A 26109-nucleotide genomic window follows, 5' to 3' on the forward strand; every position below is an offset into this window, starting at 1 on the left:
TACTGTTTATAACAACCAAAGCATAAGTAAGACTAAACCTAATCCTAGTGAAATATATCTCACAAAAGGAATTGGTTCTCTTGGTGCTTCTTCATGTTCTGGTAATCCATGTCTGTTGTATTGCATCATAGCACTTCATATCTCCGTTATACTAAAACAATGCACTTTACTATCCCCTTAAAAAACATAAAACAATCAAATATAATATAAACTATCTCTTTATAACCTACTAATATATAAATATTATGTTGATATTCGTAAAAATACAATATAAAATCGTAAATATACATCACACTTTATCATACAAATAGTAATCTTTATATACCTTGTTCTAATTTGAGTTTTATCATGAAAGAACGAATAACTTTAACCCTGGATACTGGTGTTCTTACAGCAGTAGATAAAAGTGTTGATGGTTACAAGGTTAAGAATAGAAGTCATGCTGTTGAATTGCTTCTTTTAAAAGCATTAGGAAAAAATGCTCCTAAAATAGGGTTAATTCTTGCAGGTGGCAGAGGTACACGGTTAAAACCTATAACTGATGAAATTCCTAAACCATTAATTCCCGTGCATGGAAAACCAGTGATGGAGCATACGTTGGATCTTTTTAAAAAATATGGTGTTACTAATATCCTTATTTCTATTGGATACAAGGGTGATCAACTTAAACAATATTTTGGTGATGGGAAAAAGTTTGGAGTGTCAATTAATTACATTGAAGAACAAACCCCCCAAGGCACAGCTGGTCCCTTGCGATTAGCTAAGGAGTATTTAACTGATACTTTTGTCATGTGCAATGCAGATGAATTAAAGAATATTGACCTTCAGGAAATGTATCTTTTTCATAAAGAAAATAAAGCTCTGGGAACTATTGCTTTGACAACTGTTGAAGATCCTTCAGCGTATGGTGTAGCGAAATTACAGGGAAGTAAAATCCTTGATTTTATAGAAAAACCAAAAAAAGAAGAAGCTCCTTCAACCCTGATTAATTCAGGATTATACATCCTTGAACCAGAAGTATTATTGTATGTTGCTTCAGGTAATGATCCTACTTCTATTGAAATAGATGTTTTCCCTAAAATAGCGCAAGAGCAAAAACTCTTTGGCTATCCCTTTTCAGGACAGTGGTTTGATACAGGAACACTTGAGCGTTATGAAAAGGCATTGAAGGAATGGCAGGGTTTAAATTAGATTTAAAAAACAGAAGTGATTTCAACAGTTATGACGATGCTAAATATTCATGAAAAATTAGTGCAGGCAAAAGAGCAAAACAAGCTTCCGCAAATTACCGTGTTTAATCGAATTGATGGTCCTGGATCAAGTCTTGATCTGCGGTTGTTTCAAGAAACATTTTGGAAGTTCACGCCTTTACCTAAAGACCTGACCGAAGACCCGAGTAGGATTTGGTCTGCTTCTTTGCCAAGAACTATAGGTATGTCTATTAATATAGGCACTGATATTATTGCAACTCCTATTGATCAAGGAAAACTTGGTGTGGAATCACTTGATTTTGGTTTTAGTTTCACCTTTGATAAAGATGCTATTCCTCCTAAGAAAGAGTATTGGCTTCTTAAGCTGATGCAGGCATTTGATCTTGACGGAGTAAAGTTTACTATTCGAAATAAATTTCCAGAATTAAAATCTGCAGGTTTAGGTGGGAGTGCAGCGTTAACGACTGGTGTTTGTTTGCTGGCAAATAAATTAAAAGGAAACATTTTTTCTATGCCGCAGATTATTGGTATGGCTTCTCTTGTAGAAGAAGATCTTGGTGTAAGTATTACTGGCACCCAAGAGCAGTCATGTGCAGTATATGGGGGAATCAGAGATTATATTTGGTTTCCTTGGGGGCTTCCTTTGCCTGGCCAGCAAAGTCTCTACGGAACTTCATTGCAGCAGGAATTATTAAATCCTTCAGAATATCAAGAATTACGAGAACATATCGATGTTTATTTTACTGCCGAGCGTCATAGCAGTGATGTAAATTCAAAATGGGTGGCAGAATTAAAAACAACTAACGGGTATCTCTTGCATAAGCAAAAATGCCATCTAGCCTATGAATTTAGAGAAGCAATTAGAACAAAAAATTGGAAAGCTTTAGCTCAGCCAATAGAAGAATATAGAAAAATTCGTACACAGCTTTGCAGCTATTATATGTCGGATTCCCATAATGAATTAAAAGCAGTTATTCAACAGCATAATGCAGTTTGTTTTCCTATGGGCGGCGGTGGCGGCAGTGTTTTAGTATATGCAGAAAATCCTCAGGATTTAAAAAATCTGAGGCCAGTTCTTTGTCAAAAATTTAGATATTTGGATTTCGAATTTATTCCTTATGGTCATGCTTTTCAAAATGCTGAGCGCTTTTGAGGTTTTTATTTTGAGGTTTATTATAATGAAAAAAGCAGTTATTTTTGATATGGATGGGGTATTGGTGGATACTGAAAATTTTCACTGCGATGCATGGATTAAAACCTTTGCAGATCATGGAATATTGCTAACCGAAGAGCAATACCATCAAACATTTACCGGAACAAGCAGTCCTATTATTGTAAAAGAAATAATGCAAAAACATGATAAATCAATGCCGGATATTGAAGGTGTTGTCTACAAAAAAACTGAATATGCTTCATCATTAATGCAAGGTAAACTCGTTCCTCTTCCCGGAGTCAGAGAATTAATTATGAATTTATACAAAAAGAAATACAAGTTAGGTTTAGCTTCTTCAAGCGGGATGCAAGTGGTGAGTACGGTGCTTTCTTCATTAGATCTAGAGGGGAAATTTATGGTGGTGCATAGTGGAGAAGCAGTTAAACAGGGAAAACCAAATCCAGATATTTATCTTCAGACTGCTGCATTGCTTGAAGTTCTTCCTGAATATTGTGTGGTTATTGAAGACTCAAAAGCAGGTATTATTGCAGCACGAAGCGCAGGTATGAAATGTATTGGTATAATGAATGGGAAAAATAAACGAGAAGATTTACAGCATGCAAATATTATTGCTGAACACTTTGATCAAATTACTGAAGAACTAATAAATGAATTGTAAATAAACAGATTGTTAAACAGATTGTAATACTATGAAATTATTTGGAACATCAGGGATACGTGGATACACCGTGGATTGTGGAGAAACAGATTATGTTATTCTGTCAGATGAATTCTGTTATGCAATTGTCAAAGCATTTATTCAGCATCTTACTAATCAAGGAATAAACAAGGGAACTATTGCTGTGGGAAGAGATCTCAGAGCAACAAGTGAACATATTCAATCCATCATTATGCAAAGTATTGTTGATCAAGGATGGAAACCAATTAATTGTGGAATTACGCCAACACCTGCATTAAATTATTATGTAAAAAATTCTGATTGCAGTGGTGGAATCATAATTACTGGCAGCCATATCAAAGCATCAATGAATGGCTTAAAATTTATGAATGACAACGAAGAAATATCTAAAGCAGAAGAAAAACAGATTGAAGAACTTTATGATCAGGTTATTCTCCATTCATCACTAAAACTTGTTGATGTGCCAACAAGTTTTAGTGAAACTAACAATGCAAATGAAGCATATAATGGATTTCTCAAAAAACATGCTATGGACTACAGTAATTTAAAGATAGTGTTGGATGTAAGGAATAGTTGTCATCAAAAAACAATGCAGTTTATATTAAAGGATGCAGGAGCAAAAGTGTTCTTGCTAGCTAAAACTAAAAACGAATTTATTGCGCTTGACACTGAATCAACTGAATACGAGAATCTTGAATTAAAGCAGGCAATCCTTGAAAACAATGCCGATATAGGGATTACTTATGACAGTGATGGTGACAGGCCAGCATTTTATGATGAACAAGGTAATTTGATTCAAAGTGATGTGGTTGCCGCAGTTATTGCAGAGTATCTTGAAGCAAAGAATATAGCAACTCCTATTAACTCTTCGAGCGTTATTGATACGCTTGGAAAAAAAATTTACCGTTGTAAAGTTGGTTCTCCTTATGTTATTGCAATGATGAAGCAGTACAACTGCAGTTTTGGTTTTGAAAGCAATGGCGGTTGTATTTTTGCAGATGTTATGTATACAAGGGATGGCGGTTATCCAACAATTATTATCCTTAATCTTCTTGTTAAAAAAAAGCAGAAACTTTCTGAGCTTATTGCTCAATATCCGCGTTTTTTTATTTTCAGAACAAAAATAGATTGTCCAACAAGGCACAATGCTTTTATCGTACATTCGATAAAACAAAAATATCTCTCTGAGAACAAACAAATTGATGATCTTGATGGTTTAAAAATATACATGAATGAAAGTACATGGATGTTATTCAGACCTTCATCAAATGCTCCTGAATTCAGAATATTTATTGAATCTAACGTTGAAGAAGAAACAAAAAGATTAGCTCGAAATGCAGTATCATTAGTGAAAGAATTATTAAATCAGGCAGTGTAGAAAATGTAGTTTTTGGCATCTTTTTGTGAGGCTCTTCAAGTTTAAGCATGGGGATTTTTCGGAGTTCCAGAGAGAAAAATCCAATAAAATATACTCTTAACAAGCCGAACTGATGCCAAAACCGAGGCTATGCCGAGATTTTCTACACTGCGATTAAATCAAAGAAAACTTTATAAATAAGGCTTTGCTCTTATGCTTTAATCGAGAAAAGGAAAGAAGAGTTTATATAACCCTGGATACGATCTTTTCTCAACAGGTGTTATTCGATATGAAGTTAAAACCGTTATCATCAAGCTTACGGGAAAAAAAACGATATCTTGCATATCAGGTGATTACACCAAAGAACATAGCACTAACCCATGACGTTGTTGAAGAAGCTTTATACACAACATATGGGAAAATATATGGCTCTTATAATTTGGGAAAAGCAGGAATAATGCCGCTCTCTGAATATTACGATGATCAAAGAAATATTGGAGTAGTGCGTGTCCATAATAAGTATGTTAAACAAGTGCAGGCAAGTCTGCCTTTTGTAACTGCCATTAATGATATGCCCGTTATCATGAGGAGCTTGCTGATCTCAGGTGTATTAACTAAGATAAGAAAATGTTATAATTAATTAAAATTGGTTAAGAGGTGTCAATTATGCAACAAATGAATCATCAAATGATGGGATACGATCGAGCAATAACAATGTTCAGTCCCGATGGAAGATTATTGCAAGTAGAATATGCTAAAAAAACAGTAAAACAAGGTTCAACAGCGATAGGCTTAGTATGTAAGGAAGGCGTGATCCTAGTAACAGATAAAAGAATTGTTGATCAATTTGTGGTTCCAGAATCAGTAGAAAAAATATTTCAAATTGATGAACATATTGGAGCTACTGCAGCAGGTATTATTAGTGATGCTCGTGTTTTAGTTGAACGCGCGCAAATTCGCGCGCAGCAGTATCGTGTTACGTACGATGCTCCAGTAGATATTCTTACTATAGTAAAAGATATTGCAGATTTAAAACAAATGTGCACGCAATCAGGTGGTTTAAGACCGTTTGGGGTTTCTATACTTTTGGCAGGTGTTGATAATGGAACACCGAAACTCTTTGAAACAGATCCAACGGGAATTTTCTTCCAATACAACGCAGTTGTTATTGGTGAAGGTGAAACTAAAATTCAGGAATTGTTGCATAACGAATATACACCGAACATGACTTTAGATCAAGGATTGCGATTTGGAGTAAAACTACTCGCAGATTTTCTTGGAAAAGACCTCACTATTGACCGATTAGATTGTGTTTATATTACACTTACTGATAAACTATTTACACGGGTACCTTCTGAGAAATTAAAAGATATCCTGCAAGATGCTAGAAAGAAAACAAATAAATAAACAAGAAAAAACAAAGAAAACAAAGAAAACAAATAACGGGAGAGAATATGGTTGATGTTGATAAATCAGTAATTGCGCGTTATAAAAAACAGGGGAAAAATTTTGAAGTCGCAGTTGATTGCACTGCTGCCTTAGAATTGCGGGAAGGCAAAGACAAACCAATGGATGAAGTATTGGCAAGCGATAAAATTTTTGCAGATTCAAAAAAAGGATTGGTGGCTTCTGAACATGAGTTAAAAGCAATTTTTGAAACAGATGATCATGAACAAATTGCAAAAAAAATTATTATGGATGGCGAATTGCAGTTAACTGCTGAATACAAGGCAGCAATGCGTGAAAAAAAGCGCAAACAAATTATTGATTTTATCCGAAGAAATGGCATTGACCCAAAAACAAGTTTGCCGCATCCTCAGCAAAGGATAGAATTAGCTTTTGAAGAGGGAAAAATCAAAATTGATGAGAAAAAGCCTGTGCAGAAGCAAATAGAAGAAATTATCAAAAAACTAAAGACAATATTGCCGATTAGTTTCGCGAAAAAAGAAGTTGCTCTTAAATTTCCAGCTTCGTATGCAGGCAAGGGACAAAGTAGTGTAAGGGCAATGGCAGTTTTAAAGCGTGAAGAATGGGGTGCCGATGGATCATGGTTTGCAGTCGTAGAGATTCCAGCAGGTTTACAAAATGAGCTTTTTGATAAAGTTAATTCAATTAGTCATGGTGAAGCAGAGATTAAGATTCTAAAAGTTTCAGAATAAGGTGAAAAATATGAGTAATAATACAAATAGTAATGCAAGTAATATCCTAGCTAAGGAAAAAGATATTGTTGTTCCAGGTGAGGAATTGGCTAAGGGTATGGATTATGTTCCTGGTTTTGGGACATACAGGAAAGACGAAACCATAAGAGCTGCAAGATTAGGGCTGTTGTGTATTGAAGGTCGAGCGCTTAAAATAATTCCCCTTTCAGGAAGATATGTGCCTAAGAAATACGATGTTATTATTGGTGAAGTGATAGATTTAACTATGAATGGCTGGCTTGTTGATACTAACTCGGCATATAAGGCTATGTTAAATGTAAAGGATGCTACAACAAATTTTATTGAGCGGGGAGCAGATTTATCGCAAATTTATGATATTGGTGATTATATGGTTGCAAAGATTGTCAATGTAACCTCGCAAAAACTTGTTGATTTGTCAACAAAAGCTCCAGGATTAAAAAAAGTATATGGTGGCAGGGTTATAAAAGTGAATCCTTACAAAGTGCCTCGTATTATTGGTAAACAAGGTTCTATGGTAAGCATGATTAAACAAGCAACAGGATGTAAAATTATTGTTGGTCAAAATGGTGTTATTTGGCTTTCAGGGGATCCAGATAAAGAGATAATTGCTTTTGACACTATTAAAAAAATTGAAGCTGAAGCACATATCTCAGGATTAACTGAAAGTATTAAAGCGCATCTTGAAGCAACATGCGGAGTAACTTGTAATCCTGAATCTGGAGATAACAGTGCAAATGAACAGGTACATGATAATTCAGATAATTCAGAAGAAGGTATAGGTAGGTGAGTGGTAATGGTTTATTCAAAAAGATATGACGGAAGAAAAATTGATCAAATAAGGCCGATTCAGGCTAAAGCAGGAGTAATTCCTAATGCAGACGGTTCAGCATTTTTCAAAATAGGAAATACTGCAGCGTATGCAGCAGTTTACGGACCAAGAGAATTACATCCTAAATTTCTGCAGGATCCAGCAAAAGGTGTTTTGCGGTGTAATTATAATATGATGCCTTTTTCAGGGATGGGTGAACGAGTGAAACCTGGTCCAAGTAGAAGATCGAGAGAAATTTCTATGGTGACACAACAAGCTCTATATCCTGTGGTTGATTTATCAGAATTTCCTAATGCAGTTGTTGATGTTTTTATTGAACTTACTGAGACCGATGCAGGTTCTCGATGCGCAGGAATTTGCGCAGCGTCAATGGCATTGGCAGATGCAGGAATTCCGATGAAAGACTTAGTTGCAGCAGTTTCTGTAGGCAGAGTTGATGATAAAATTGTTGTTGATTTGGATTATCAAGAAGAAGCATATGAAGACGGTCCTGTTGCAGATGTTCCAATAGCATTAATTCCTTCAACAAATGAGATTTCTCTTCTTCAAATGGATGGTGAAATTTCAAAAGAAGATCTCATAAAAGGATTGAAGCTCGGCCAAAAGGCATTGAAAGATATTATCCAAGTGCAGAAAGATGCATTGAAGGCAAAATATAAATAAAATAAGCTGGGATTAAAGGTGGAATTATGAATACAAGTTTTAGGCAGCATATCATTAGCGCATTAGCATCAGGTCAAAGGTTAGATGGGAGAGCAATTACCAATTATCGTCAGATAGAAGTGGAAACAGGAATTTCCAAAACAGCTGAGGGTTCAGCCCGGGTAAAAATAGGAAATACTGAAGTTGTTGCTGGGGTTAAGTTAATTATTACAACGCCTTTTCCCGATACTCCTGATGTAGGAAGTATTATGGTAAATGCAGAATTTCTGCCGTTATCAAGTCCTAAATTTGAATCAGGGCCTCCAGGGGTTGATTCTATTGAATTAGCGCGAGTTATTGATCGAGGGATTCGAGAAAGTAAAGGTATTGACATTAAGGAATTGTGTATTACTAAAGGTGAAAAGTGTTGGACTGTTTCAATTGATGTTTGTACTATTAATGCTGATGGTAATCTATTAGATGCAGCAGCTTTAGCATCAATAATTGCAATTAAAGATGCGCGTTTTCCAGAATTCGATGGCGTCGAAGTAAATTACAAGAAAAAAACGAGCAAAATAGTGCCGTTGTCAAAGACACCGATTGCAGTAACGATTTATAAATTAGGGAAACATCTTCTTATTGATCCTACTGCTGCTGAGGAAGAAGCTGCAGAAGCAAGACTAACCGTTACCACAACTAAAGACAATCATCTTTGTGCTTTACAAAAAGGCGGATCACTGCCGTTAGCTGTTGAAGAGATTACACAAATGATTGATTTAGCAGTAGAGAAAGCAAAAGAATTAAGGAAATTTGTATGATTTTCTTTTTCTCTTATTATTTTTAACTTTTAACTTAAAGTATTAGTGGCAGTTCCGCAAACATCAAACCAAGTAATGACTCCTTTAGCTAGCAAAAACATTAAGACCAGTCCGACTACAAATCCAATAAATAATCCTTTGAGGAGATCAATAGGGGATGTTACAAAACCACGCTTATGTAATAAAAGTGCTTGAAATAAACTGATCATAGTATCACCTTTTTTCTCATCTTATGTTTCTTATGTTATACTAGTAAATTAATAATCTTTTAAGAATTGCCTCTATATAAATGTTATGCATTATAATAGACATTCCTAAAATCACGGAGGTTTCGTCTGCATGTTTTTTTGATTTCAAAAGTCATATCTTTGCTCACTCTAATCATATCATCAATTTGTTCGATCATTCTTTTTAATTGAGCATCATGTTGCGAGAAAGCGGTTTTAATACCTGAAATGTCTCCTTTGGTTTGTTGCACATGGTGAACTGCTTGATCAAACTCTTTATGAAGTTGTCTTCTTTGTTCAAATACTTGATTTTTTCTTAACATAAGCTGTTGCATGTTGCTTTTATTATTTTCAAGAATTCTAATAAATTTGACTTTAATATAAAATTCAATGGATTCAAGGAGTTGCACTTGTTTATGTAATTCACTGATAAGGTTATGGTATTTATTCTCCTTCTTACTGCGAAGTGCTTTTAATTCTTGTATCTCTAATTCCCGTAATCTATTGACTATAAGTCTATCGATCTCTCTATTAGAATGAATTGTTTTCAAATAACCAATATCACGTGCAAAAAATCTGAATATACCCATGCATTATTTGTACTCAAGAGGTTAATAAATTTTTTCACCGAGGTCATGCTCAACGGCACAATCCAATTTGTAAGTGATATTGCGAAAAGTGCCACCATCTTTTTTGCGAGGCTCTTCTTATCTTTCATCGAGTGTTATCCGAGGTTCCAGAGAGGATAGCACAATCGATAACTGCATCTTAAGCCGAGCCGATGGCTTTATAAAACAACACTGGATTCTAATACTACAATGGAGGAAACGTCTATGGAACAATCACGGCCTTTGGATGCACTTAATAAAGCTCGAAATAAGCGGGTAATTGTAGAATTAAAAAATAATAAGCAATATATTGGAAGTTTATATGCTTTTGATATTCACATTAACATTGTTCTTAATAATGCAGAAGAACGTGTTGATAATGAGGTTAAACGAAAACTAGGCACAGTTTTTATTAGGGGAGATACTATTACGATCATTTCGCCATCAGAATAATCAGGAATAATTTCCACCATCATAATATAAACAGGTATGAAGTATGAGTAAAGGAACAGCATCTCATGGAAAAAAATCCCGTGGAAAGGCTCACATTATTTGTAGAAGATGTTCCCGACATTCATTTCATGTTTCTCGAAAAATATGCAGCTCTTGCGGTTATGGCAAGTCTGCTCGAATGAGATCTTATACTTGGCAGAAATTTTAAGTATTAAAATTATTAAATAGGAATGTTTATCTAATATTAATGATGCCATCTATATCATTATGTATGATTGTCAAGAATGAGGAGCAACTTCTAGCTTCATGTTTGGAATCAGTTAAAGAGTTAGTCCAAGAAATGATTGTTGTGGATACTGGGTCGTCAGATAAAACTGTTGAGATTGCAGCATCATTTGGTGCAAAGATTTTTTCTTTTCATTGGTGTGATGATTTTGCTGCAGCAAGAAACGAAAGTTTAAAGCATGCTGCACAGCAATGGATTCTTGTTTTAGATGCAGATGAGATACTAGACGAAGAAAACAGAGATAAAATAAAACAAGTACTGGAGCAAGCATCTGAAAAAAAGTATGTGGGGTTTGGAATTATCTCACGTCATTTTACAAATATTATCGATGAAATTGGTTGGCAAAAGAATAAGTATATGTTTACAGCTAATGCACTACCTTTATTAACCAAATTTAAGGGTTTTTATGATGATAAATGGAAAACAAGGCTTTTTCTTAATAATAAGCATATCTTTTATCAAGGAAAAATCCACGAGGATGTAAACCCTTCAATAGAACTGTGGCACAGCAAAGAACCCTCCAAGCTTATAGCAAATACAGGTATTGTTATCCATCATCTCCATGCTATGAAAAATACTGATGTTGTTCAAGAAAAACAAAGAAAATACTTTGAATTAACTAAATCTGAGATCAACATTCATCCTTCAAAGAAGTTGTATGTTGATCTTGCAGTAGGGTATATCTATTTTGAAGCACAGCTTGCAAAAGCGCTTCATGCGCTTTTGCAAGCTCTGCTTCAAGATAATGAATATAATCGATTAACAAATCAGGAACAAGGTATGCTAACGAAATATATTCATGAAAATGATACAAGCAATGCATTTTCTCTTCTTTTAAATAAGTTAAATTATAACGACTTAGATTATAATGTTCTTCTGAATCTTGCAAAAGCATGTTTTTCTAGAAAACTGTATAAAGAAACTGAAGTAATCTTGCAAACGCTTAGTTCTCAAGTAAAAGTTCTTGCTCAAGACAGGTATTTACATGAGCTTTTAGGAGTTACCTATGCCAAACAAGAAAAGAATAGAGAAGCTATTACAGTATTCAATGGACTTCATCAAAAATATCTCAAAAATAGTCAATATATCTTTAACTTGGCCGCATTATATGAAAAAATAAAGGATTATGATAATGCTATAATAATGTTCTCTAAATTATTGGAGTTAAAACATCCTCAAGCAAACGAAATCAGGCAGAGAATAGAAGTACTGAAAAAAATAAGGTAAACACTTATATATAATTACATTTCTCAACACTAATGAGGGAGTGCCGGAGTGGCCAAACGGAGCAGGTTTAGGCCCTGCTGGCTTAGTGCCTACGCGAGTTCGAATCTCGTCTCCCTCATATCGTACGTATTAAGTCTTTTTCAGGTTTAGCGCCAGTTCAGCTTCAAAAGTAATTTAACATTGGATTTTTCTCTCTGGAACTCCGAAAAATCCTCAATGCGCTAAATCTTAGAGCTTCACAAAAGTAGGCGCTAAACCACAGACTTAATACGTACACTCCATATCACTTCATATTTATGTCTTCAATCTTATAAAAATGGGACTGAACGCAGTGAATGTCCCATCGCTGTATTTTGGTCAAGCTTTTACGAACGTAAAAGGTTGCGCGAGTTCGAATCTCGTCTCCCTCATATATTCTTGATCGTTAGAGAACTTTGCAAAATTATGGTTACTGCCAATTTCGTGAGCATTTTCGAAATACTTATCGGGCAATTTTCGGAGTTCCAGAGAGAAAATTGCTTTGTTTAACAAAGATCTCAATGCGAACTGGCAGTAACCCGAGCTTTGCGAGTATTTTGCAAAGTTCTCATTGGTCTTTGATTATTTTAAATCCGTACATGTTCTTATGTTCTCCAATATTAACAAAACGAGGAAAATAAGTATGTTACTCAAAAGTGATGACTTAATTAAACTACTGAATTGCAAGGTTAAACAAGTTATTAGCCTCGTTTGCATTTTTAGGAAAAATGCTTCTGGCGAAAACTTTATAAAGAAGTTTTCCCATTACTCGATTTTAGCAAGAAAAACTTATCTCAAACAAGAGATGAGAACGCCTAGAAAAATGGCAATCTTTAAATACAAGAAGATTGTCAAGCTAAAAAAAGGTTATATTCAGCAAAGATAGCCTAAACATAACACGTGGAGGTGTTAAGAACATGAAAGTACAAAAGACAGTTAAGAAAATCGCAGCACTAGGATTAGGTGCAAGCATGATGGGTGCTACCTTAATCGGTGCAATGGCTGCTGCTGATTTGTCTAGCTTCCCTACGATGTTCGTGAATGCGGAAGGTCAATTTAATGGATTAATTGTTTATGGTGCAGGTGCAAAAGCAGAAGACGTTTTAGCTTCTAACAACATTCAATCTGCAATCCAAGGAGTAGCAGTAAAGAAAACTGCAATTCAACCTGACACGTCTGGTGAGAAGAAAGTCAAAGTTGAGCAAGGTGCTGAACTAGGTAATAATAACCTATATTACAACCAATCATTAAATGAAGTTGAAGTTGGTATTGATGACTCAGATCTGCCTGCGCTATTATATGAAGGGCACTACACCGACAGTGAAGGTGAAATTGAAAATGAAGAAGGATACACACAAGAAATCAACTTTCCAAGTGCAAGCACAGGTCGTTTAATTTTTGATCAAGACGATCAAGACGCTCCTGAAGCTGGATCATACCTTTGGATTGATGATGCAAGTGGTGTTTATTTCTTCAACTATCAAGTTGAGTTCGACACTTCTGTAGAATACAGTAACGAATCTGCAAGCAAATTAGCTGAAGATTTAGAAGGAACTGAACTTAGTTTACTTGGTAAAACATTTACTCTGACTGATGTTCGTTCAAAAAAATCATCAGCAACTGTAAGCACAAATAGCTTAATCATTGATGAAGTCCAGTTAATGGCTGGAGATAATAATCAATGGTTAAGCCAAGGTGAAACAGTAACCGTTACTATTGATGGTACTGAACACGTTATTGAACTGCTTGATGTAACTGAAGATGCTGCTGAATCAGCAGGGTCTTGTGGATTCAGTGTTGACGGTACAGTAATGTGGGTTGATGTTGATGAAACACGAACTACAAATGGTGTGAGAATTGGCGTTGTGGATGCAAAAGCATTGCACTCTCAAGCACAAGACACCGACGTATGTCAAACAGTTATTGGTGCAACTAAAATCACCTTAAAAGATGCTGATGAAGTTGAGTTCAACGATGAAGAACTTGATGGAACAGTGACTGATATTGATATAGCTTCAACAACTACTTCAGGTAAATGGTCTGGATTCAAAGTAAGCTGGGCTCCTGAAAATGATGAAATCTACTTAGCTCCTGGAGATGAATTCGTAGATCCTATATTTGGTGGATGGAAATTAGTCTTCGGTGGTCTAGTTTCATCAGGGAGGGAAGAAGTAAGTTTTGTTGGTGGTTCTTCATCAGGTGAAATTGTATTCACTAACGAAGATGGTCAAGAAGTTACTTTACCATTATCTGCAGATGCTGATTGTTCAGAGTTAAGTACTGAACTTGGAGTAACTACAGTTGTGTTCAACTTTACTGGACGAACTTTTAGTTCATGTTCTGGTTCAAATGCTGAAGAATTTGTATTCTGGGGAACAGATGCGCCAGTAAGCGGCGATCAGAATCAAGACGAGAAGGTTTATCTCCAGAGTGAGTTCTGTCAAGGAAACTTGACTACAAGTACTGGTGACGTTACAGATTGTCAGGATGCTTACTTCCTTGTTGTTACTAGTGCTAGGGAAGCGCATTTGTTGCAAATTGGAACAATTGATCGTGGAGACACTGAAATTGATTTAAAAGACGTTACTTATGGTACGCAAGATAACGATGAAGACTATACTGAAAACGCAACATCAACTATTAATTTAGGTGGTGGAATTGGAGATATTCAGCTAAACATCTCTCAAATAGGTATATACTTTACCTCTATTGGTAGTAGTAATGGTGCGTCAATAGAAACCTTGCAGGAAGCATTCATCATTATTAACAACAGTAACTTAAACAGTACAAGATTTGAAGGTTTAGGTTTCAACGAATACAACGATGGAAAGTTTAGTGGTGGTGATACGCCAGCAGCACTTTATCTAGCAGCATCAGAACTAGCAGTAAACGCAAGTTATGATGATACTGACGATGATGTCATTGAATTTGTGTTTAACAGAAAGCTAACAGGTGCAGGTAAGTCTGGACAAACAAGCAACAATGGAATAACAGCTGCTGGATTTGGATTCCATGATGTCAGTAGTACAAACGATGACTTCAGTAAATTCTTGTCGTTTAAAGGTACATTAATTACCTATGATGATGAAGATAAGAAGTCAGTATTAATTGACCACCCACACGACACAGTTCATGCTGAGATGTTTGTAGCTCCAGTTGCTGTTGAATCAACAGAAGATGTTGGTTTATACACTACAGACATACAATTAATCAGTGTTGATCAAGTTAAACTTGACAAAGAAGTTACTTCAGTAACAGACAAAAACATGGTCTCAATCGGAGGTCCATGTGCTAACTCAGTTACTGCAGCTTTGATGAGCAACCCTGAAAGTTGTGAAACAGCTTTAGGTGTTGAAGTTGGTCAAGCGCTTGTTAAATTGTATGAAAATGGTGAATTTGTATCCATGGTTGTAGCAGGTCAAACTGCTCAAGACACAAGGGATGCAGGTGAAGTCTTATACAACTGGAAGAACAATAAAAACTTACTTAAAGGTATGGAAGTTGTTCTTAACTTTGTAGAAGATGTTGTTGTTGAAACAGCAGAACCTCTAGACGCAGCACCATCAGTACCAGCTGCAACTGAATAAGGTTTTACAACCTTTTTCTTCTTTTTCTTTTATATTTATTCTAAAATCTAATAACATATAAATACCTATCAATTCTTCTTTAATTATGGTCCAAGAGCAAGTTGTTATTAAGCGTGAAATTAACATTACGTATGAAACTCTTTTTGATCTTCTGGTAAGAGAAAAAAATCGTGATGAGCTTCAGAAGCTTTCTGAATCTTATTTTAACGATGTCAATGTCTATCTTCGGGAGAAAGAAAGGGCGTTGGATACGGTTAATAATACTGTTAGTAAAGATGATCTGAAGCGGGTTGAGCAACAGCTTGAAAATGCAAAGAGAATTATTAAAGAATTATATGATCGAAGAGAAAAGAAGATTGTGATGATGGCTTTAAATTGTACGCGGGTTAATGAAACCAAGAGTAATACGGATACTTTGTTAGAGCATGAAAAACAATTATTTTCTGCGTTAATTAAACTTTTAATACAAGTAAGAGAAGGAATATTAACAACAACTTTGGAGCAGCAGATCGGAAAAACAAATGAGAACGTAAATGAAGCCAGTAAAGTTTTAGAACAAGATCAGCAAACGACTAAACGTGTCAGAATGAATGTTCAACTGAGTAAGTTTGTTGATACAAATTTGCAATCATACGGTCCTTTTGAATCAGGAGAAATCACTACACTACCCTTAAAATTTGCTAATCTTCTGATAAGTGCTGGAAAAGCAACTGAGGAAGAAGAAAAACATTTATAAATGAACAACAGTCCCAAATAAAAGGTGTATACCTCATGAAAATGCCTAAAACAATGAATAGATTATGTCCTTACTGCAAAAAACATACTGAACATAAAGTTTCTCAAAATAAAAAGAAAGCTGCTTCTTCATTAAGTCATGGTTCTAAACAACGCGCTCGAAAGCGTGGTCGTGCGCGAGGAACAGGTAATTTAGGCCGTTATTCAAAACCAGCAGTAACACAATTTAAAATGACCGGTAAAAAGGTCACTAAAAAGACAGATCTGCGTTATGAGTGCAAAGAATGTAAAAAAACTCATGTTCAACGAAAAGGCTTTCGTGCTAAGCGTGTTGAGTTTACATAACCATTTAAATAAATAATATTTTTTCTTTTATTTAGGCTCTGCCCCGAATCTCGGCTTACGCCTCGGTTTTGGTGCCGTGATTATCTCACTTGTGTATAACAGGGAAAAAATTCCTATTGGAATTTCCTTTTTTCCCACGTATTAATTTGAAGGATAATCACCAGCATGGCACCAAAAACTACATTCGGGGCAGAGCCTTTATTTAACAAATTTTATATACTATTACTCTTGACAAAGAACTATGAGTTATAAACCTCAAAATGAAGCAAAACAGAATACTCTTGGTTTAACAGCAAAGAAAGAAGAAGATACAGCTGAATGGTATAGTCAAGTAATTCTCAAAAGTGAGATGGCTGAATATGCTCCAGTAAAGGGCTGCATGATTATAAGGCCGTTAGGATATGCTATTTGGGAAAAAATTCAAGAATATTTTAACCAGCGTTTAAAGGAATTTAAAGTGAAAAATGCTTATTTTCCGCTATTTATTCCTGAGTCTTTTTTCAAAAAAGAAGCTTCTCATGCTGCAGGTTTTAAGCCAGAAGTAGCTTGGATCGCCAATAAATATGAAGGCGAGCGTTTAGCAGTCCGTCCTACTTCAGAAACAATTATTTATGATGCTTATGCTCGTTGGATTAGGAGTTACAGAGATTTACCTTTGCGTTTAAATCAATGGTGCAATGTGGTGCGTTGGGAAACAGAAGCAACAAAAATCTTTCTTCGCACACGAGAATTTCTCTGGCAAGAAGGTCATTGTGCTTATGCTACTTTAGACGAATGTGAGCAAGAAACAAAGCAATATATTCAATTCTATCAAGAGCTTGTTGAAAAACTGTTGGCAATTCCAGTATTATTAGGTGAAAAAACAGAGAAAGAGCGATTTGCAGGCGCTATAAAAACATACACGATTGAAGCATTTATGCCTGATGGAAAAACATTGCAGTGTGGTACTTCCCACAATCTCGGACAGAACTTTGGAAAAGCATTTTCTATTCAATATCGGGGAGAAGACGAACAGGAGCATTATGTTTGGCAAAACTCATGGGGATTATCAACGCGTCTTTTAGGGGCAATTGTTTTATTGCATAGCGATAATAAGGGATTAGTGTTGCCGCCAAAAATAGCTCCGCTTCAGATAGTTATTGTCCCAATCCTCTTTGAAAAAACAAAAGAAGCTGTTATTAAAAAAGCAAAAGAAATTGAAAAAGTATTAGTTGGCAAAGGTTTTCTAGTTGAACTTGATGTCCGTGAAGACTATTCTCCAGGTTTTAAGTTCAATGAGTGGGAATTAAAAGGTGTTCCTTTAAGACTTGAGCTAGGTCCAAAAGATCTAGAAAAAGACAATGTTGTTTTAGTAAGGCGTGACACCAGTGAAAAAACAATAGTTCCAACAAATAAAACAGTGGCTACTGTTGAAAAACTTCTGGAGAATATTCAAGAAAATCTCTATATTAAAGCAAAAAAATGGCGTGATGATAATATTGTTATAGTGAAAGAAGCAAAGAAATTTGCAGAAACTATCAGCGCAAGAAAAATAGCTAAAACAGCTTTTTGCGGCAAGCCAGCATGTGAAGAAATCATTAAAGAAAAAACACAAGGTGCTTCATCACGATGCATTGATATTCACGATAAAAAATTAATCATGGACAAATGTATTGACTGCGGTGAAAAGGCAAAATACAATGTATATTTTAGCAGGAGTTATTAGGTTTTTCACCAGAGAGAACTTTGCAAAATTATGGTTACTGCCTATTTTGTGAGCATTTTCGAAATACTTATCGAGCAATTTTCGAGGTTCCTTGCCGACAGGCAAGTCTTATAATCCCGATCTTTAGTCGAGATTATATTTATAGAGAGAAAATTGCTTTGTCAAGCATATATCTCAATGCGAACTGGCAGTAACCCGAGCTTTGCGAGTATTTTGCAAAGTTCTCTAGATTCATTACCTAGTTATCCTTCTCTAAATGGTTGTTTGAGTAATGCTGAATATCCATCACCTACTTTCATACGAAGATATTCACAGCATTTACAAATCCATGCAACAATTCCTTGTTCCGTGTACAGAATTTGATTTGAATAAGATGAAGTTGTAGTTGCTTGTTGTGAAGCAGCTACCCATTGATCATATTCTATGTTAAATGAAGAACTAATCATCTTATTACTATTGGTGTTATTATTATTATTATTATTATTATTATTTAGTGAAGAGAATTCTCCATTTTTTGGTACTAGCTGTTCGTCATCATCAAGGTTAATAATCTCTTGTTTTGGTAGAATCTGATTTATATCTTCTATAATGTCATCGCTTGCAAATTTCAAACTATTCACCTAGTGCCTCAAAGTATTAATCATTGATAACTACTGTTAGTATAACTTGTTTTAGAGTTCCCTGTTAAGGGAAGATTGTAATTACTAAATAATTCTGAAGAACTTGTAGTAGTATAAGGAGTATCAACCTCTAAAAAGTAGGTAATATTTTTCCCTGAATTTTTAGTTTGCGGCGATTTAAATAATCCCTTTGTTGCTCTTTCCCATGAAATATCACAACAATCACATCCAACACGCAAATTAAGAGATTGGGTTGTATAACTGACAGAATTGTCTAGTCCTTGAACAAGAACAATATCTTCTGGTTTTTGATCAGATGCTTTATAATCATTTTTTCCAATTACATCTACCGGTTTTGTAAGCAACTCAGGGCTATCAATAATTTCAACAACAGGGGCGATTTCCTGATCTTCAACAAATACACTTAAGGCTCCTTCACACCCTGTTTTTAGGTGCTGGTTATTAATTTGTAATAATTGACCCTTTATAAGGTCTGATTCATTAAAAGAAGCACTAATATTCTCTAAACTTTTAAGATACAAGCCTTTATTATTAGTCATAACGCTTATTTCCATAGTTCAACACCGAATATTTCATTGGTTATCTTATATATAAACCTTTCTATATTAATCACTAACAAGTGGTATTATTAACTAAAACCATTAGGGCACTATGGGTGGTTATGGAGTTATATATAAACTTAATGTTTAGTGTCACTAAAACGTCATATTTTTGCCAATTCACAACTCATTTAAAACACCTTAATAATATATAGTCATGAAATTCATAACAGTGGGTAAAATAAAAGAATCATGGATAATCCAAGGTTGTTCAGAGTATGAAAAGCGCTTAAAACCATTTTGCAAGCTTGAAATAACCATACTTAAAGATAAACAAACTATTGAACAAGAAGCTGAAGTAATCTTGAAACATATTAAAGATGATGATTTTGTTATTGTTTTAGATGAGCGTGGTAAAGAAGCTTCATCAAAGCTCTTGGCAGAATTTATTCGGAAAAAAACAATTGATGAAAACAAAAAGCTCTGTTTTGTCATAGGCAGCGCCTTAGGGTTATCAGAACAAATAAAACAGCGAGCAAATCTCTTATTAAGCCTAAGTCAAATGACCTTCACCCATGAAATGGCAAGATTATTCCTTCTTGAGCAGATATATAGGGCACATATGATTAATAGTAATAGAGAATATCATAAATAAATAATACGAGCCTGCCCGGATTCGAACCGGAGTTTGCGGGTATCTGCAAACAGACATTTTCATAGTTGTTTATGATATGCTTCGTTTTCCGAAGCCCGCCGTCCTATCCAGGCTAGACTACAGGCCCATATTTGAATTAATAACAGAAAAATTAAATCTAATATAAAAAGTTATGTAAAAAGAACTTTGCAGAATTATGGTTACTGCCTATTTTGTGAGCATTTTCGAAATACTTATCGAGCAATTTTCGAGGTTCCAGAGAGAAAATTGCTTTGTTAAAAAGATATCTCAATGCGAACTGGCAGTAAACCGAGCTTTGCGAGTATTTTGCAAAGTTCTTAAAGCTGAATAGAAACCAGCTATTATTAACTCTTTTTCGCCAAGACTAATTCAATACTGCTAACTCTTACCTGTTTGCCTTCTTTATTGGTAAATTCTTCACTATCTACTTTAATATCTTTCAAATATATCTGCCCTTCAAGAAAGCGCTTGACGGCAATTTCTGCTACATCAACAGCCCGTGAAATAAACTTCCCTCGTGCTTTGATAATGACTTCTGGAGCATCTTTTGTAGTGAATTGCATAACAACGCTTGTCACATAATTCATGAACGGTTTATCGCCGATAAATATAGAGTTGTCCTGTGTCATAGCAATCACCTACTGTTCAATTACTTTCTTTAATCGTGCGTAATAAGTTTGTTTTAGTTGTTTGCTGCTTTTTTTACTAATCTGCTTGCATATCCAGCAATAATATTCCTTAACTTATTTGAGGTGCAAGTCGTCAATCTTTGAACAACAAGTTTATTATCATTAAAGTCTTTAGTAAATGATTCACCATGCAGTTTAATGAGTTGGTTTGTTATTCGTTTAGCTAATTTTGTTTTAATTCTGCCCATGTAGTTCACCTATGTTAATACTCAAGAGGGTGTACCGAATGTTTATAAAATTTTTGGAACAATAAATCAAAACATTTAAATATTAGTTTAGTCAACCTTAAGTAATGTATGTTGACTTAAAGTCAACAAACACCTCTGTGCAGTTGTCTGGATAACTCCTTTCAAAGGGGTTATTCATGACATTTTATCTGGTAAAACCAAAGAATTAAAAAGAAGAAAAAACAGGGAAATGAAATGAAGAAAGAAAATAGTCCTGCTCACGCTGAGCATGAAGAACAAAAAGAACAAAAACAAGAACAAAAAGATCCTAAAGATGTTCAGATTGAAGATTTAACTAATACCTTAAAACGGTTGCAGGCAGATTTTGAAAATTATAAAAAAAGAGTGGAAAAAGATCGGGAGCAAATGTGCGCAGATGCGTATAAAGAAATTATCATTAAATTGCTGCCGTTGATAGACACCTTTGATCTTGCAATTAAGAATAAAAATAATGTTGAGGAATATATTAAAGGAACTGAATTGATTTATGCTGAATTGATGTGTATTTTAGAAAATGTTGGTGTTGAACCGATCGCTACAACAGGAGAATTATTTGATCCTCATCAACATCAGGCATTAGTCAAAGTTGATTCAGATAAACCTTCCAACACAATTATTGAAGAATTACAAAAAGGATATATATTGAAGAATAACGTAATCAGGTTTGCAAAAGTAACGGTTGCAAAATAATTTCGTTGTATCCTCAAGAGATTATCATATTCATGCAAAAAAAAGAGTTTGATACCTTTACTATAACTAAAAAGACGCCACTTCATGTAGTCGAGCATTATGGTAAGGAATGTACAGGTTGCGGTAAATGTTGCTCTCTTGATTCAGGCATTGTGCTTGAAGAAGATATTCCACGGTTGGCAGCACACTTTGGGCTAAGTAAAAAAGAATTTACTGAAAAATATTTAGTTGAGCATGAAAAATTTAATACAAATGCTTGGAAATTAAAACAAGAAAAAAAAAATGGTTTGCCGTATGGGAGATGCGTGTTCCTTAATGAAAAGAATCAATGTGGCGTTCACGAAATAAAACCGTTGCATTGTAAAGTATGCAGCACCGCAAGCAAACATGGCGAGCAATTAAGTTTATGGTTTACCTTAAATTATTTAGTTAATCCTCATGATCCTGAATCGATAAGACAATGGGCGCAATACTTGAAGACGCATCCGACTATTCCTGGAGGGGATCTTCATGAATTAGTTCCTGATGAAGAAAGATTGCAAAAAATATTGTCGTATGAGCTATTCAGATAATTGATGAAAATACATGGCGAAAAAATGTATAAAATAGTTCCGCAAAAAAAACAGGTGATCTATTTAAAAGCTGAAATGATATTGCAGTTTTTGAATAGTGGAAATGACGAGCTTGATACACTAATACTCTGCAAACCAGAGGTAAAACTAGTGACCAGTGATCAAAGTTTATACGAAGCGCTTGCAGCTGTGAAGGATAAAGAAAATATTCATTATCAGAAATTAACTAAATTGCTTGAAAACGTAGAAGTGTTGTCCTATGAGAAAACATTTGGTTTTCCTCGGCATATTCTGTCGTTTGAGAGGATAGAAGAATTACAAAAAAGAGTGTATGGTGATAAGCATGAATAAAGAATTGAATTTTTCCATTGATGAAGGAAATGTATTTTTTTCCCATGAAGTTTCGCTTAATTTCACACCGCTTCATTTTTACCTTGATTTCAAATCAGTGACGCCAAGGCTTGATGTCCGATCAAAAAACGGCCCATTCCTGCATATGAAACATAACGTAATTATGCTAGATCCATTTCATATTAAGGAAATGCATCGTTTGTTAGGTGACGTTTTAAAAAGATATGAAACAGAATTTGGAAAAATAAAACGTCCAGCACAGTTTGAAAAATTAGACAAAAAAAGGAAAAAAAATAATCCAGATGTCGAAGAGCCAAAACTCAGCAATCCTGGATATTTTGGTTAGCGATATCTTTGTAATCATAATGATCAACGTATACTGCTACAGGGGAATTAAATAAAATATTAAAGTTGAGGAGGAAGAAACCATGTCAAAAATAATTGGAATAGATTTAGGAACAACATTTTCAGCAGTAGCAGTTATGGAGGGTGGTAAACCATCCATTATTCCTAATGCAGAAGGGTATAGAACAACGCCTTCAGTTGTTGCTATCACTGAGAGCGGTGAGCGTTTGGTTGGTCATGTTGCTCGTAACCAAGCAATTACTAATCCTGAACATACCATCAGAAGTATTAAGCGTCACATGGGTGAAGATTATAATGTAGATATTTGGGATAAAGAGTATACTCCTCAAGAAATTTCAGCAATGATTCTTCAGAAATTAAAAGCAGATGCTGAAGCGTATCTTGGTGAAAAAATCACCAAAGCAGTTATTACAACACCAGCTTATTTTACTGATGCCCAGCGGCAAGCAACAAAGGATGCAGGAAAAATAGCAGGCTTGGAAGTTTTAAGAATCATTAATGAGCCGACTGCAGCTTCTCTTGCGTATGGATTAGATAAAGGAAATGACCACACTATTCTTGTCTTTGATTTTGGGGGAGGAACATTTGATGTTTCTATCCTTGAATTAGGGGATGGTGTTTTTGAAGTTAAAGCAACTAATGGCGACAATCATCTAGGCGGCGATGATATTGATGACAAGATAATTGATTGGTTGGCAGAAGAATTCAAAAAAGAACAAGGTGTTGATTTGCGCCAGGATAAAACAGCGCATCAGCGATTAAAAGAAGCTGCAGAAAAAGCAAAAATTGAATTGTCTTCAAAATCAAAAACAATGATTAACTTGCCTTTTATTACTGCAACAAATACAGGTCCAAAACATCTCAATAAAGAATTGACACGTGCTAAATTTGAGCAGTTGATAGTGGATATTCTTGACCGGTTAAAAACACCGACAAAAAAAGCATTAGATGATGCAAAGCTGTCTTCTAAACAAATTGATAAAATTATTTTTGTCGGTGGTTCGACGCGAATTCCAGCAGTTGAACAAATAGTAAAAGATTTGATTGGGAAAGAAGCTGATAAGTCAGTCAATCCTGATGAAGCAGTAGCATTAGGAGCTGCAATTCAAGCAGGAATTCTTGGAGGAGAAGTTAAGGATATCTTGTTATTAGATGTCACTCCGCTTAGTTTAGGGCTTGAAACATTAGGTGGTGTATCCACAGTATTAATTACAAGAAATACTACTATCCCTACAAAGAAAAGCCAGATTTTCTCTACAGCAGCAGACAATCAAACTGCAGTAAGTATTCATGTATTGCAGGGTGAGCGTCCAATGGCAGGAGATAATAAGACATTAGGACGATTTGATCTTATTGGAATTCCACCTGCTCCTCGAGGGATACCGCAGATTGAAGTAACATTTGACATTGATGCCAATGGTATTGCGCATGTCTCTGCCAAAGATTTAGGCACAGGTAAAGAGCAGTCAATAAAAATTACAAGTTCGACAAATCTTTCTGAGCAGGAAATCAAGCAAATGCAGAAAGAAGCAGAAGCTCATGCTGCAGAAGATAAAAAGCGTAAAGAAGAAGCAGAGATTATTAACCAGGCGGATACATTAGTGTATTCAACTGAGAAACTCTTCAAAGATTTTGAAGGAAAAGTTGATGGCAAAGAGCTTGATGAAGTTAAGAAAGAAATAGAAGCTTTAAAAAAACTGCTTGAGCCTGAAAAGAAGGATGTTGCTGAAGTTAAGAAAAAACTAGATGAGGTCAACAAGAAAGTTCAGAATTTATCAACGCAAATGTATCAACAGGCAGCAAAACAACATGAGCAGAAAGAAAGCAGCGAAAGCAGTCAAACTAAGGATAACAGCGAAAACAGATCATCAAGCAATAAGAAAGCTAAGCATAAACACCATGATGAAAAAGTTGTTGATGCAGATTATGAAGTTAAAGAGTAATTTTTTATTTTTTTATCTTTTCTCGTAAATCCAGCGCAAGAGGATATCTATGAAGTTGCCTTCAAGAGAAGAATGTGAACAATTATTTGATCAATATAAAGTTCCAGATAATATTCGAATGCATTGTTACAAAGTAAATGAAGTAGCTATTTTCATCGCCAAAAAACTGTCTCAAAAAAACAGCATCCTTAATGTTGATCTTGTTGACCGAGTTTCACTGCTTCATGATCTTTTCAAGCCATTTGTTTTCGAGCTTAAAAAAGATCCAAAATTCAAATCAAATCCAACTAAAGAACAAATCTTGTTTTGGAAGGAAATGAAGAAAAAATATCCTCCTTCTCTTCATGAAACAGCGTTATTCTCCCTTATATTTAAGGATAAATATCCTGACCTTGCAGCAGCAATGGCTTTAGAAGGGAAAATGAGTTCAAGCGTCGATAAATCTCACTACCCTCTTGAGTTTCAAATAGTCCATTATGCGGATTGGCGTGTTTTTGTTGATGAAATTATTCCGCTCAATGATAGAATAGACGATCTTTTCGAGCGTTATAAGGATAAACATTCTGGTCTGCGGCAAGATTTTTGGGAAAAAATTAAAGAAAGTGAATTCAGGCTAGAAAGAAAGCTTTTTGAACAACTTGATTTTTCACCAGATGAATTATCAAAAGTAATTGAAAAAAAATAAGGTCAAAAACATGCCAAAAACAAAACTGATTATGTTTGATTATGACGGAACCATTGCAGATACATTTACGTTAACCTGCCACATATACAACGAAATATTCAGACAGTTTAAGATTGAAAAAAGCTTAACCAAGCGGCAATATCAGGATTTATTTGAGACAGATTGGAAAGAATGCATTAAAAAATTGGGTATTACTAACAAAGATGATGTCCATAGATGTTCAGAAATCTATTTCAATATTTCTCAAGATTTTCTTAGTGAGATCAGGTTATATCCTAAAGTAAGAACTATGCTTCATGAATTAAGCAAACAATATAAGCTAGCTATTGTTTCAAACGGAAAAAAAGAACATATTATTGATCGTATAACCTTTTTGGATATTGCAAAATATTTCGCCTATGTTGGTGGATTTGAAAGCGGTGAAAAACCCTCAGCTGAACCGCTCTTAAAATGCGTGCGATATTTTGGTTTTGCTCCAGAAGAGGCTATATATGTAGGGGACATGGATGGAGACATTGCATCAGCAAAAAATGCAAAGTTAAAAAAAGCAATAGCAGTAAGCTATGGCTATCATCATAACGATCGTTTGAAGGCTGCTGATATTATTGTAAATCATCCTCTTGAAATAATCAAAAATGTGGAATAGGTG

The 26109-nt window shown here is 35.0% G+C and carries 31 protein-coding genes and 2 tRNA genes; 26 read left to right on the top strand and 7 right to left on the bottom strand.

All coding sequences use genetic code 11. The features are described 5' to 3' along the window. The first annotated feature begins 348 nt into the window (after window positions 1-348). From HYY69_05450 to HYY69_05495, 10 genes are all read left to right on the top strand, one after another. Window positions 349-1191, top strand: a complete 843-nt coding sequence (locus tag HYY69_05450) for an NDP-sugar synthase (protein MBI3032897.1) — start codon at window positions 349-351, stop codon at window positions 1189-1191. A gap of 30 nt (window positions 1192-1221) precedes the next feature. Continuing rightward, complete coding sequence (locus HYY69_05455) at window positions 1222-2364, top strand: GHMP kinase (protein MBI3032898.1); 1143 nt, start codon at window positions 1222-1224, stop codon at window positions 2362-2364. A 25-nt stretch (window positions 2365-2389) separates the two neighbouring features. Continuing rightward, on the top strand, window positions 2390-3043 hold the full coding sequence (locus tag HYY69_05460; GenBank protein MBI3032899.1) for an HAD family phosphatase: 654 nt from the start codon (window positions 2390-2392) through the stop codon (window positions 3041-3043). A gap of 31 nt (window positions 3044-3074) precedes the next feature. After that, the gene (locus HYY69_05465) at window positions 3075-4442 is read left to right on the top strand and encodes a hypothetical protein (protein ID MBI3032900.1); all 1368 of its coding nucleotides are present in this window, start codon (window positions 3075-3077) and stop codon (window positions 4440-4442) included. Between the two features lie 268 nt (window positions 4443-4710). Further along, window positions 4711-5061 (top strand): hypothetical protein, encoded by a 351-nt coding sequence (locus HYY69_05470; protein MBI3032901.1) that lies wholly within the window; start codon window positions 4711-4713, stop codon window positions 5059-5061. 23 nt (window positions 5062-5084) lie between these two features. After that, entirely contained in the window at window positions 5085-5828 is a 744-nt protein-coding gene (gene psmA, locus HYY69_05475) for an archaeal proteasome endopeptidase complex subunit alpha (protein MBI3032902.1), read from the top strand. A gap of 47 nt (window positions 5829-5875) precedes the next feature. Continuing rightward, complete coding sequence (locus HYY69_05480; GenBank protein MBI3032903.1) at window positions 5876-6580, top strand: ribosome assembly factor SBDS; 705 nt, start codon at window positions 5876-5878, stop codon at window positions 6578-6580. A 10-nt stretch (window positions 6581-6590) separates the two neighbouring features. Next, window positions 6591-7388 (top strand): RNA-binding protein, encoded by a 798-nt coding sequence (locus HYY69_05485; protein ID MBI3032904.1) that lies wholly within the window; start codon window positions 6591-6593, stop codon window positions 7386-7388. A 6-nt stretch (window positions 7389-7394) separates the two neighbouring features. Next, window positions 7395-8093, top strand: coding sequence for an exosome complex exonuclease Rrp41 (locus HYY69_05490; protein MBI3032905.1), 699 nt, complete (start codon window positions 7395-7397; stop codon window positions 8091-8093). 26 nt (window positions 8094-8119) lie between these two features. After that, complete coding sequence (locus HYY69_05495; protein MBI3032906.1) at window positions 8120-8890, top strand: exosome complex protein Rrp42; 771 nt, start codon at window positions 8120-8122, stop codon at window positions 8888-8890. A 29-nt stretch (window positions 8891-8919) separates the two neighbouring features. Here the strand turns inward: HYY69_05495 and HYY69_05500 are convergent, their stop codons facing one another. Continuing rightward, the gene (locus HYY69_05500) at window positions 8920-9099 is read right to left on the bottom strand and encodes a hypothetical protein (protein MBI3032907.1); all 180 of its coding nucleotides are present in this window, start codon (window positions 9097-9099) and stop codon (window positions 8920-8922) included. An 83-nt stretch (window positions 9100-9182) separates the two neighbouring features. Next, window positions 9183-9707: a hypothetical protein gene (locus HYY69_05505; protein ID MBI3032908.1), complete on the bottom strand. Its 525-nt coding sequence runs from the start codon at window positions 9705-9707 to the stop codon at window positions 9183-9185. A 243-nt stretch (window positions 9708-9950) separates the two neighbouring features. Here HYY69_05505 and HYY69_05510 point away from each other — a divergent pair, with 243 nt between their 5' ends. From HYY69_05510 to HYY69_05545, 8 genes are all read left to right on the top strand, one after another. Continuing rightward, a complete protein-coding gene (locus tag HYY69_05510; protein ID MBI3032909.1) occupies window positions 9951-10178 on the top strand; it encodes a small nuclear ribonucleoprotein in 228 nt (75 codons plus the stop codon). 43 nt (window positions 10179-10221) lie between these two features. Further along, the gene (locus HYY69_05515; protein MBI3032910.1) at window positions 10222-10386 is read left to right on the top strand and encodes a 50S ribosomal protein L37e; all 165 of its coding nucleotides are present in this window, start codon (window positions 10222-10224) and stop codon (window positions 10384-10386) included. Between the two features lie 42 nt (window positions 10387-10428). Then, complete coding sequence (locus tag HYY69_05520) at window positions 10429-11691, top strand: glycosyltransferase family 2 protein (GenBank protein ID MBI3032911.1); 1263 nt, start codon at window positions 10429-10431, stop codon at window positions 11689-11691. 34 nt (window positions 11692-11725) lie between these two features. Next, window positions 11726-11809, top strand: a tRNA-Leu gene (locus tag HYY69_05525). 817 nt (window positions 11810-12626) lie between these two features. Then, window positions 12627-15296: a hypothetical protein gene (locus tag HYY69_05530; GenBank protein MBI3032912.1), complete on the top strand. Its 2670-nt coding sequence runs from the start codon at window positions 12627-12629 to the stop codon at window positions 15294-15296. An 85-nt stretch (window positions 15297-15381) separates the two neighbouring features. Further along, complete coding sequence (locus tag HYY69_05535) at window positions 15382-16032, top strand: hypothetical protein (GenBank protein ID MBI3032913.1); 651 nt, start codon at window positions 15382-15384, stop codon at window positions 16030-16032. A 35-nt stretch (window positions 16033-16067) separates the two neighbouring features. Beyond that, a complete protein-coding gene (locus tag HYY69_05540; protein ID MBI3032914.1) occupies window positions 16068-16376 on the top strand; it encodes a 50S ribosomal protein L44e in 309 nt (102 codons plus the stop codon). A gap of 241 nt (window positions 16377-16617) precedes the next feature. Continuing rightward, complete coding sequence (locus HYY69_05545) at window positions 16618-18081, top strand: proline--tRNA ligase (protein MBI3032915.1); 1464 nt, start codon at window positions 16618-16620, stop codon at window positions 18079-18081. A 242-nt stretch (window positions 18082-18323) separates the two neighbouring features. Here the strand turns inward: HYY69_05545 and HYY69_05550 are convergent, their stop codons facing one another. Both HYY69_05550 and HYY69_05555 read right to left on the bottom strand, forming a co-directional pair. Continuing rightward, on the bottom strand, window positions 18324-18692 hold the full coding sequence (locus HYY69_05550) for a hypothetical protein (GenBank protein MBI3032916.1): 369 nt from the start codon (window positions 18690-18692) through the stop codon (window positions 18324-18326). 29 nt (window positions 18693-18721) lie between these two features. Further along, window positions 18722-19276, bottom strand: a complete 555-nt coding sequence (locus HYY69_05555; protein MBI3032917.1) for a hypothetical protein — start codon at window positions 19274-19276, stop codon at window positions 18722-18724. A 196-nt stretch (window positions 19277-19472) separates the two neighbouring features. Here HYY69_05555 and HYY69_05560 point away from each other — a divergent pair, with 196 nt between their 5' ends. Further along, window positions 19473-19916, top strand: coding sequence for a 23S rRNA (pseudouridine(1915)-N(3))-methyltransferase RlmH (locus HYY69_05560; GenBank protein ID MBI3032918.1), 444 nt, complete (start codon window positions 19473-19475; stop codon window positions 19914-19916). A 6-nt stretch (window positions 19917-19922) separates the two neighbouring features. Here HYY69_05560 and HYY69_05565 read toward each other — a convergent pair. The 3 genes from HYY69_05565 to HYY69_05575 all read right to left on the bottom strand — a co-directional run bounded on the left by HYY69_05565 (window position 19923) and on the right by HYY69_05575 (window position 20814). Then, window positions 19923-20043: transfer RNA gene (locus tag HYY69_05565), tRNA-Arg, on the bottom strand. Between the two features lie 238 nt (window positions 20044-20281). Further along, window positions 20282-20566, bottom strand: a complete 285-nt coding sequence (gene albA, locus HYY69_05570) for a DNA-binding protein Alba (protein MBI3032919.1) — start codon at window positions 20564-20566, stop codon at window positions 20282-20284. Window positions 20567-20619: 53 nt separating this feature from the next. Then, window positions 20620-20814 carry a 30S ribosomal protein S17e gene (locus HYY69_05575; GenBank protein MBI3032920.1) on the bottom strand — a complete coding sequence of 65 codons (195 nt, stop codon included), beginning with the start codon at window positions 20812-20814 and terminating at the stop codon, window positions 20620-20622. A 234-nt stretch (window positions 20815-21048) separates the two neighbouring features. On the opposite strand from HYY69_05575, the gene HYY69_05580 reads away from it, so the two are divergent. From HYY69_05580 to HYY69_05610, 7 genes are all read left to right on the top strand, one after another. Continuing rightward, window positions 21049-21543, top strand: a complete 495-nt coding sequence (locus HYY69_05580) for a nucleotide exchange factor GrpE (GenBank protein MBI3032921.1) — start codon at window positions 21049-21051, stop codon at window positions 21541-21543. 32 nt (window positions 21544-21575) lie between these two features. Beyond that, a complete protein-coding gene (locus HYY69_05585; protein MBI3032922.1) occupies window positions 21576-22115 on the top strand; it encodes a YkgJ family cysteine cluster protein in 540 nt (179 codons plus the stop codon). 24 nt (window positions 22116-22139) lie between these two features. Beyond that, window positions 22140-22466: a hypothetical protein gene (locus HYY69_05590; protein ID MBI3032923.1), complete on the top strand. Its 327-nt coding sequence runs from the start codon at window positions 22140-22142 to the stop codon at window positions 22464-22466. Continuing rightward, window positions 22459-22812, top strand: a complete 354-nt coding sequence (locus HYY69_05595) for a DUF3467 domain-containing protein (protein MBI3032924.1) — start codon at window positions 22459-22461, stop codon at window positions 22810-22812. The genes HYY69_05590 and HYY69_05595 overlap by 8 nt, the downstream gene beginning before the upstream one ends. 82 nt (window positions 22813-22894) lie before the next feature. After that, entirely contained in the window at window positions 22895-24775 is a 1881-nt protein-coding gene (dnaK, locus tag HYY69_05600; GenBank protein MBI3032925.1) for a molecular chaperone DnaK, read from the top strand. Between the two features lie 49 nt (window positions 24776-24824). Continuing rightward, complete coding sequence (locus HYY69_05605; protein MBI3032926.1) at window positions 24825-25460, top strand: hypothetical protein; 636 nt, start codon at window positions 24825-24827, stop codon at window positions 25458-25460. Between the two features lie 10 nt (window positions 25461-25470). Further along, window positions 25471-26106 (top strand): HAD-IA family hydrolase, encoded by a 636-nt coding sequence (locus HYY69_05610; protein ID MBI3032927.1) that lies wholly within the window; start codon window positions 25471-25473, stop codon window positions 26104-26106. Window positions 26107-26109 lie beyond the last annotated feature (3 nt).

Source organism: Candidatus Woesearchaeota archaeon (assembly GCA_016192995.1).
Lineage (GTDB): Archaea > Nanobdellota > Nanobdellia > Woesearchaeales > DSVV01 > JACPTB01.

Coding starts and splice junctions, on each gene's coding strand:
- HYY69_05450 (MBI3032897.1), top strand. CDS start 349: ATGAAAGAACGAATAACTTTAACCCTGGATACTGGTGTTCTTACAGCA.
- HYY69_05455 (MBI3032898.1), top strand. CDS start 1,222: ATGACGATGCTAAATATTCATGAAAAATTAGTGCAGGCAAAAGAGCAA.
- HYY69_05460 (MBI3032899.1), top strand. CDS start 2,390: ATGAAAAAAGCAGTTATTTTTGATATGGATGGGGTATTGGTGGATACT.
- HYY69_05465 (MBI3032900.1), top strand. CDS start 3,075: ATGAAATTATTTGGAACATCAGGGATACGTGGATACACCGTGGATTGT.
- HYY69_05470 (MBI3032901.1), top strand. CDS start 4,711: ATGAAGTTAAAACCGTTATCATCAAGCTTACGGGAAAAAAAACGATAT.
- HYY69_05480 (MBI3032903.1), top strand. CDS start 5,876: ATGGTTGATGTTGATAAATCAGTAATTGCGCGTTATAAAAAACAGGGG.
- HYY69_05485 (MBI3032904.1), top strand. CDS start 6,591: ATGAGTAATAATACAAATAGTAATGCAAGTAATATCCTAGCTAAGGAA.
- HYY69_05490 (MBI3032905.1), top strand. CDS start 7,395: ATGGTTTATTCAAAAAGATATGACGGAAGAAAAATTGATCAAATAAGG.
- HYY69_05495 (MBI3032906.1), top strand. CDS start 8,120: ATGAATACAAGTTTTAGGCAGCATATCATTAGCGCATTAGCATCAGGT.
- HYY69_05500 (MBI3032907.1), bottom strand. CDS start 9,099: ATGATCAGTTTATTTCAAGCACTTTTATTACATAAGCGTGGTTTTGTA.
- HYY69_05505 (MBI3032908.1), bottom strand. CDS start 9,707: ATGGGTATATTCAGATTTTTTGCACGTGATATTGGTTATTTGAAAACA.
- HYY69_05510 (MBI3032909.1), top strand. CDS start 9,951: ATGGAACAATCACGGCCTTTGGATGCACTTAATAAAGCTCGAAATAAG.
- HYY69_05515 (MBI3032910.1), top strand. CDS start 10,222: ATGAGTAAAGGAACAGCATCTCATGGAAAAAAATCCCGTGGAAAGGCT.
- HYY69_05520 (MBI3032911.1), top strand. CDS start 10,429: ATGCCATCTATATCATTATGTATGATTGTCAAGAATGAGGAGCAACTT.
- HYY69_05530 (MBI3032912.1), top strand. CDS start 12,627: ATGAAAGTACAAAAGACAGTTAAGAAAATCGCAGCACTAGGATTAGGT.
- HYY69_05535 (MBI3032913.1), top strand. CDS start 15,382: ATGGTCCAAGAGCAAGTTGTTATTAAGCGTGAAATTAACATTACGTAT.
- HYY69_05540 (MBI3032914.1), top strand. CDS start 16,068: ATGAAAATGCCTAAAACAATGAATAGATTATGTCCTTACTGCAAAAAA.
- HYY69_05545 (MBI3032915.1), top strand. CDS start 16,618: ATGAGTTATAAACCTCAAAATGAAGCAAAACAGAATACTCTTGGTTTA.
- HYY69_05555 (MBI3032917.1), bottom strand. CDS start 19,276: ATGGAAATAAGCGTTATGACTAATAATAAAGGCTTGTATCTTAAAAGT.
- albA (MBI3032919.1), bottom strand. CDS start 20,566: ATGACACAGGACAACTCTATATTTATCGGCGATAAACCGTTCATGAAT.
- HYY69_05575 (MBI3032920.1), bottom strand. CDS start 20,814: ATGGGCAGAATTAAAACAAAATTAGCTAAACGAATAACAAACCAACTC.
- HYY69_05580 (MBI3032921.1), top strand. CDS start 21,049: ATGAAGAAAGAAAATAGTCCTGCTCACGCTGAGCATGAAGAACAAAAA.
- HYY69_05585 (MBI3032922.1), top strand. CDS start 21,576: ATGCAAAAAAAAGAGTTTGATACCTTTACTATAACTAAAAAGACGCCA.
- HYY69_05590 (MBI3032923.1), top strand. CDS start 22,140: ATGTATAAAATAGTTCCGCAAAAAAAACAGGTGATCTATTTAAAAGCT.
- HYY69_05595 (MBI3032924.1), top strand. CDS start 22,459: ATGAATAAAGAATTGAATTTTTCCATTGATGAAGGAAATGTATTTTTT.
- dnaK (MBI3032925.1), top strand. CDS start 22,895: ATGTCAAAAATAATTGGAATAGATTTAGGAACAACATTTTCAGCAGTA.
- HYY69_05605 (MBI3032926.1), top strand. CDS start 24,825: ATGAAGTTGCCTTCAAGAGAAGAATGTGAACAATTATTTGATCAATAT.
- HYY69_05610 (MBI3032927.1), top strand. CDS start 25,471: ATGCCAAAAACAAAACTGATTATGTTTGATTATGACGGAACCATTGCA.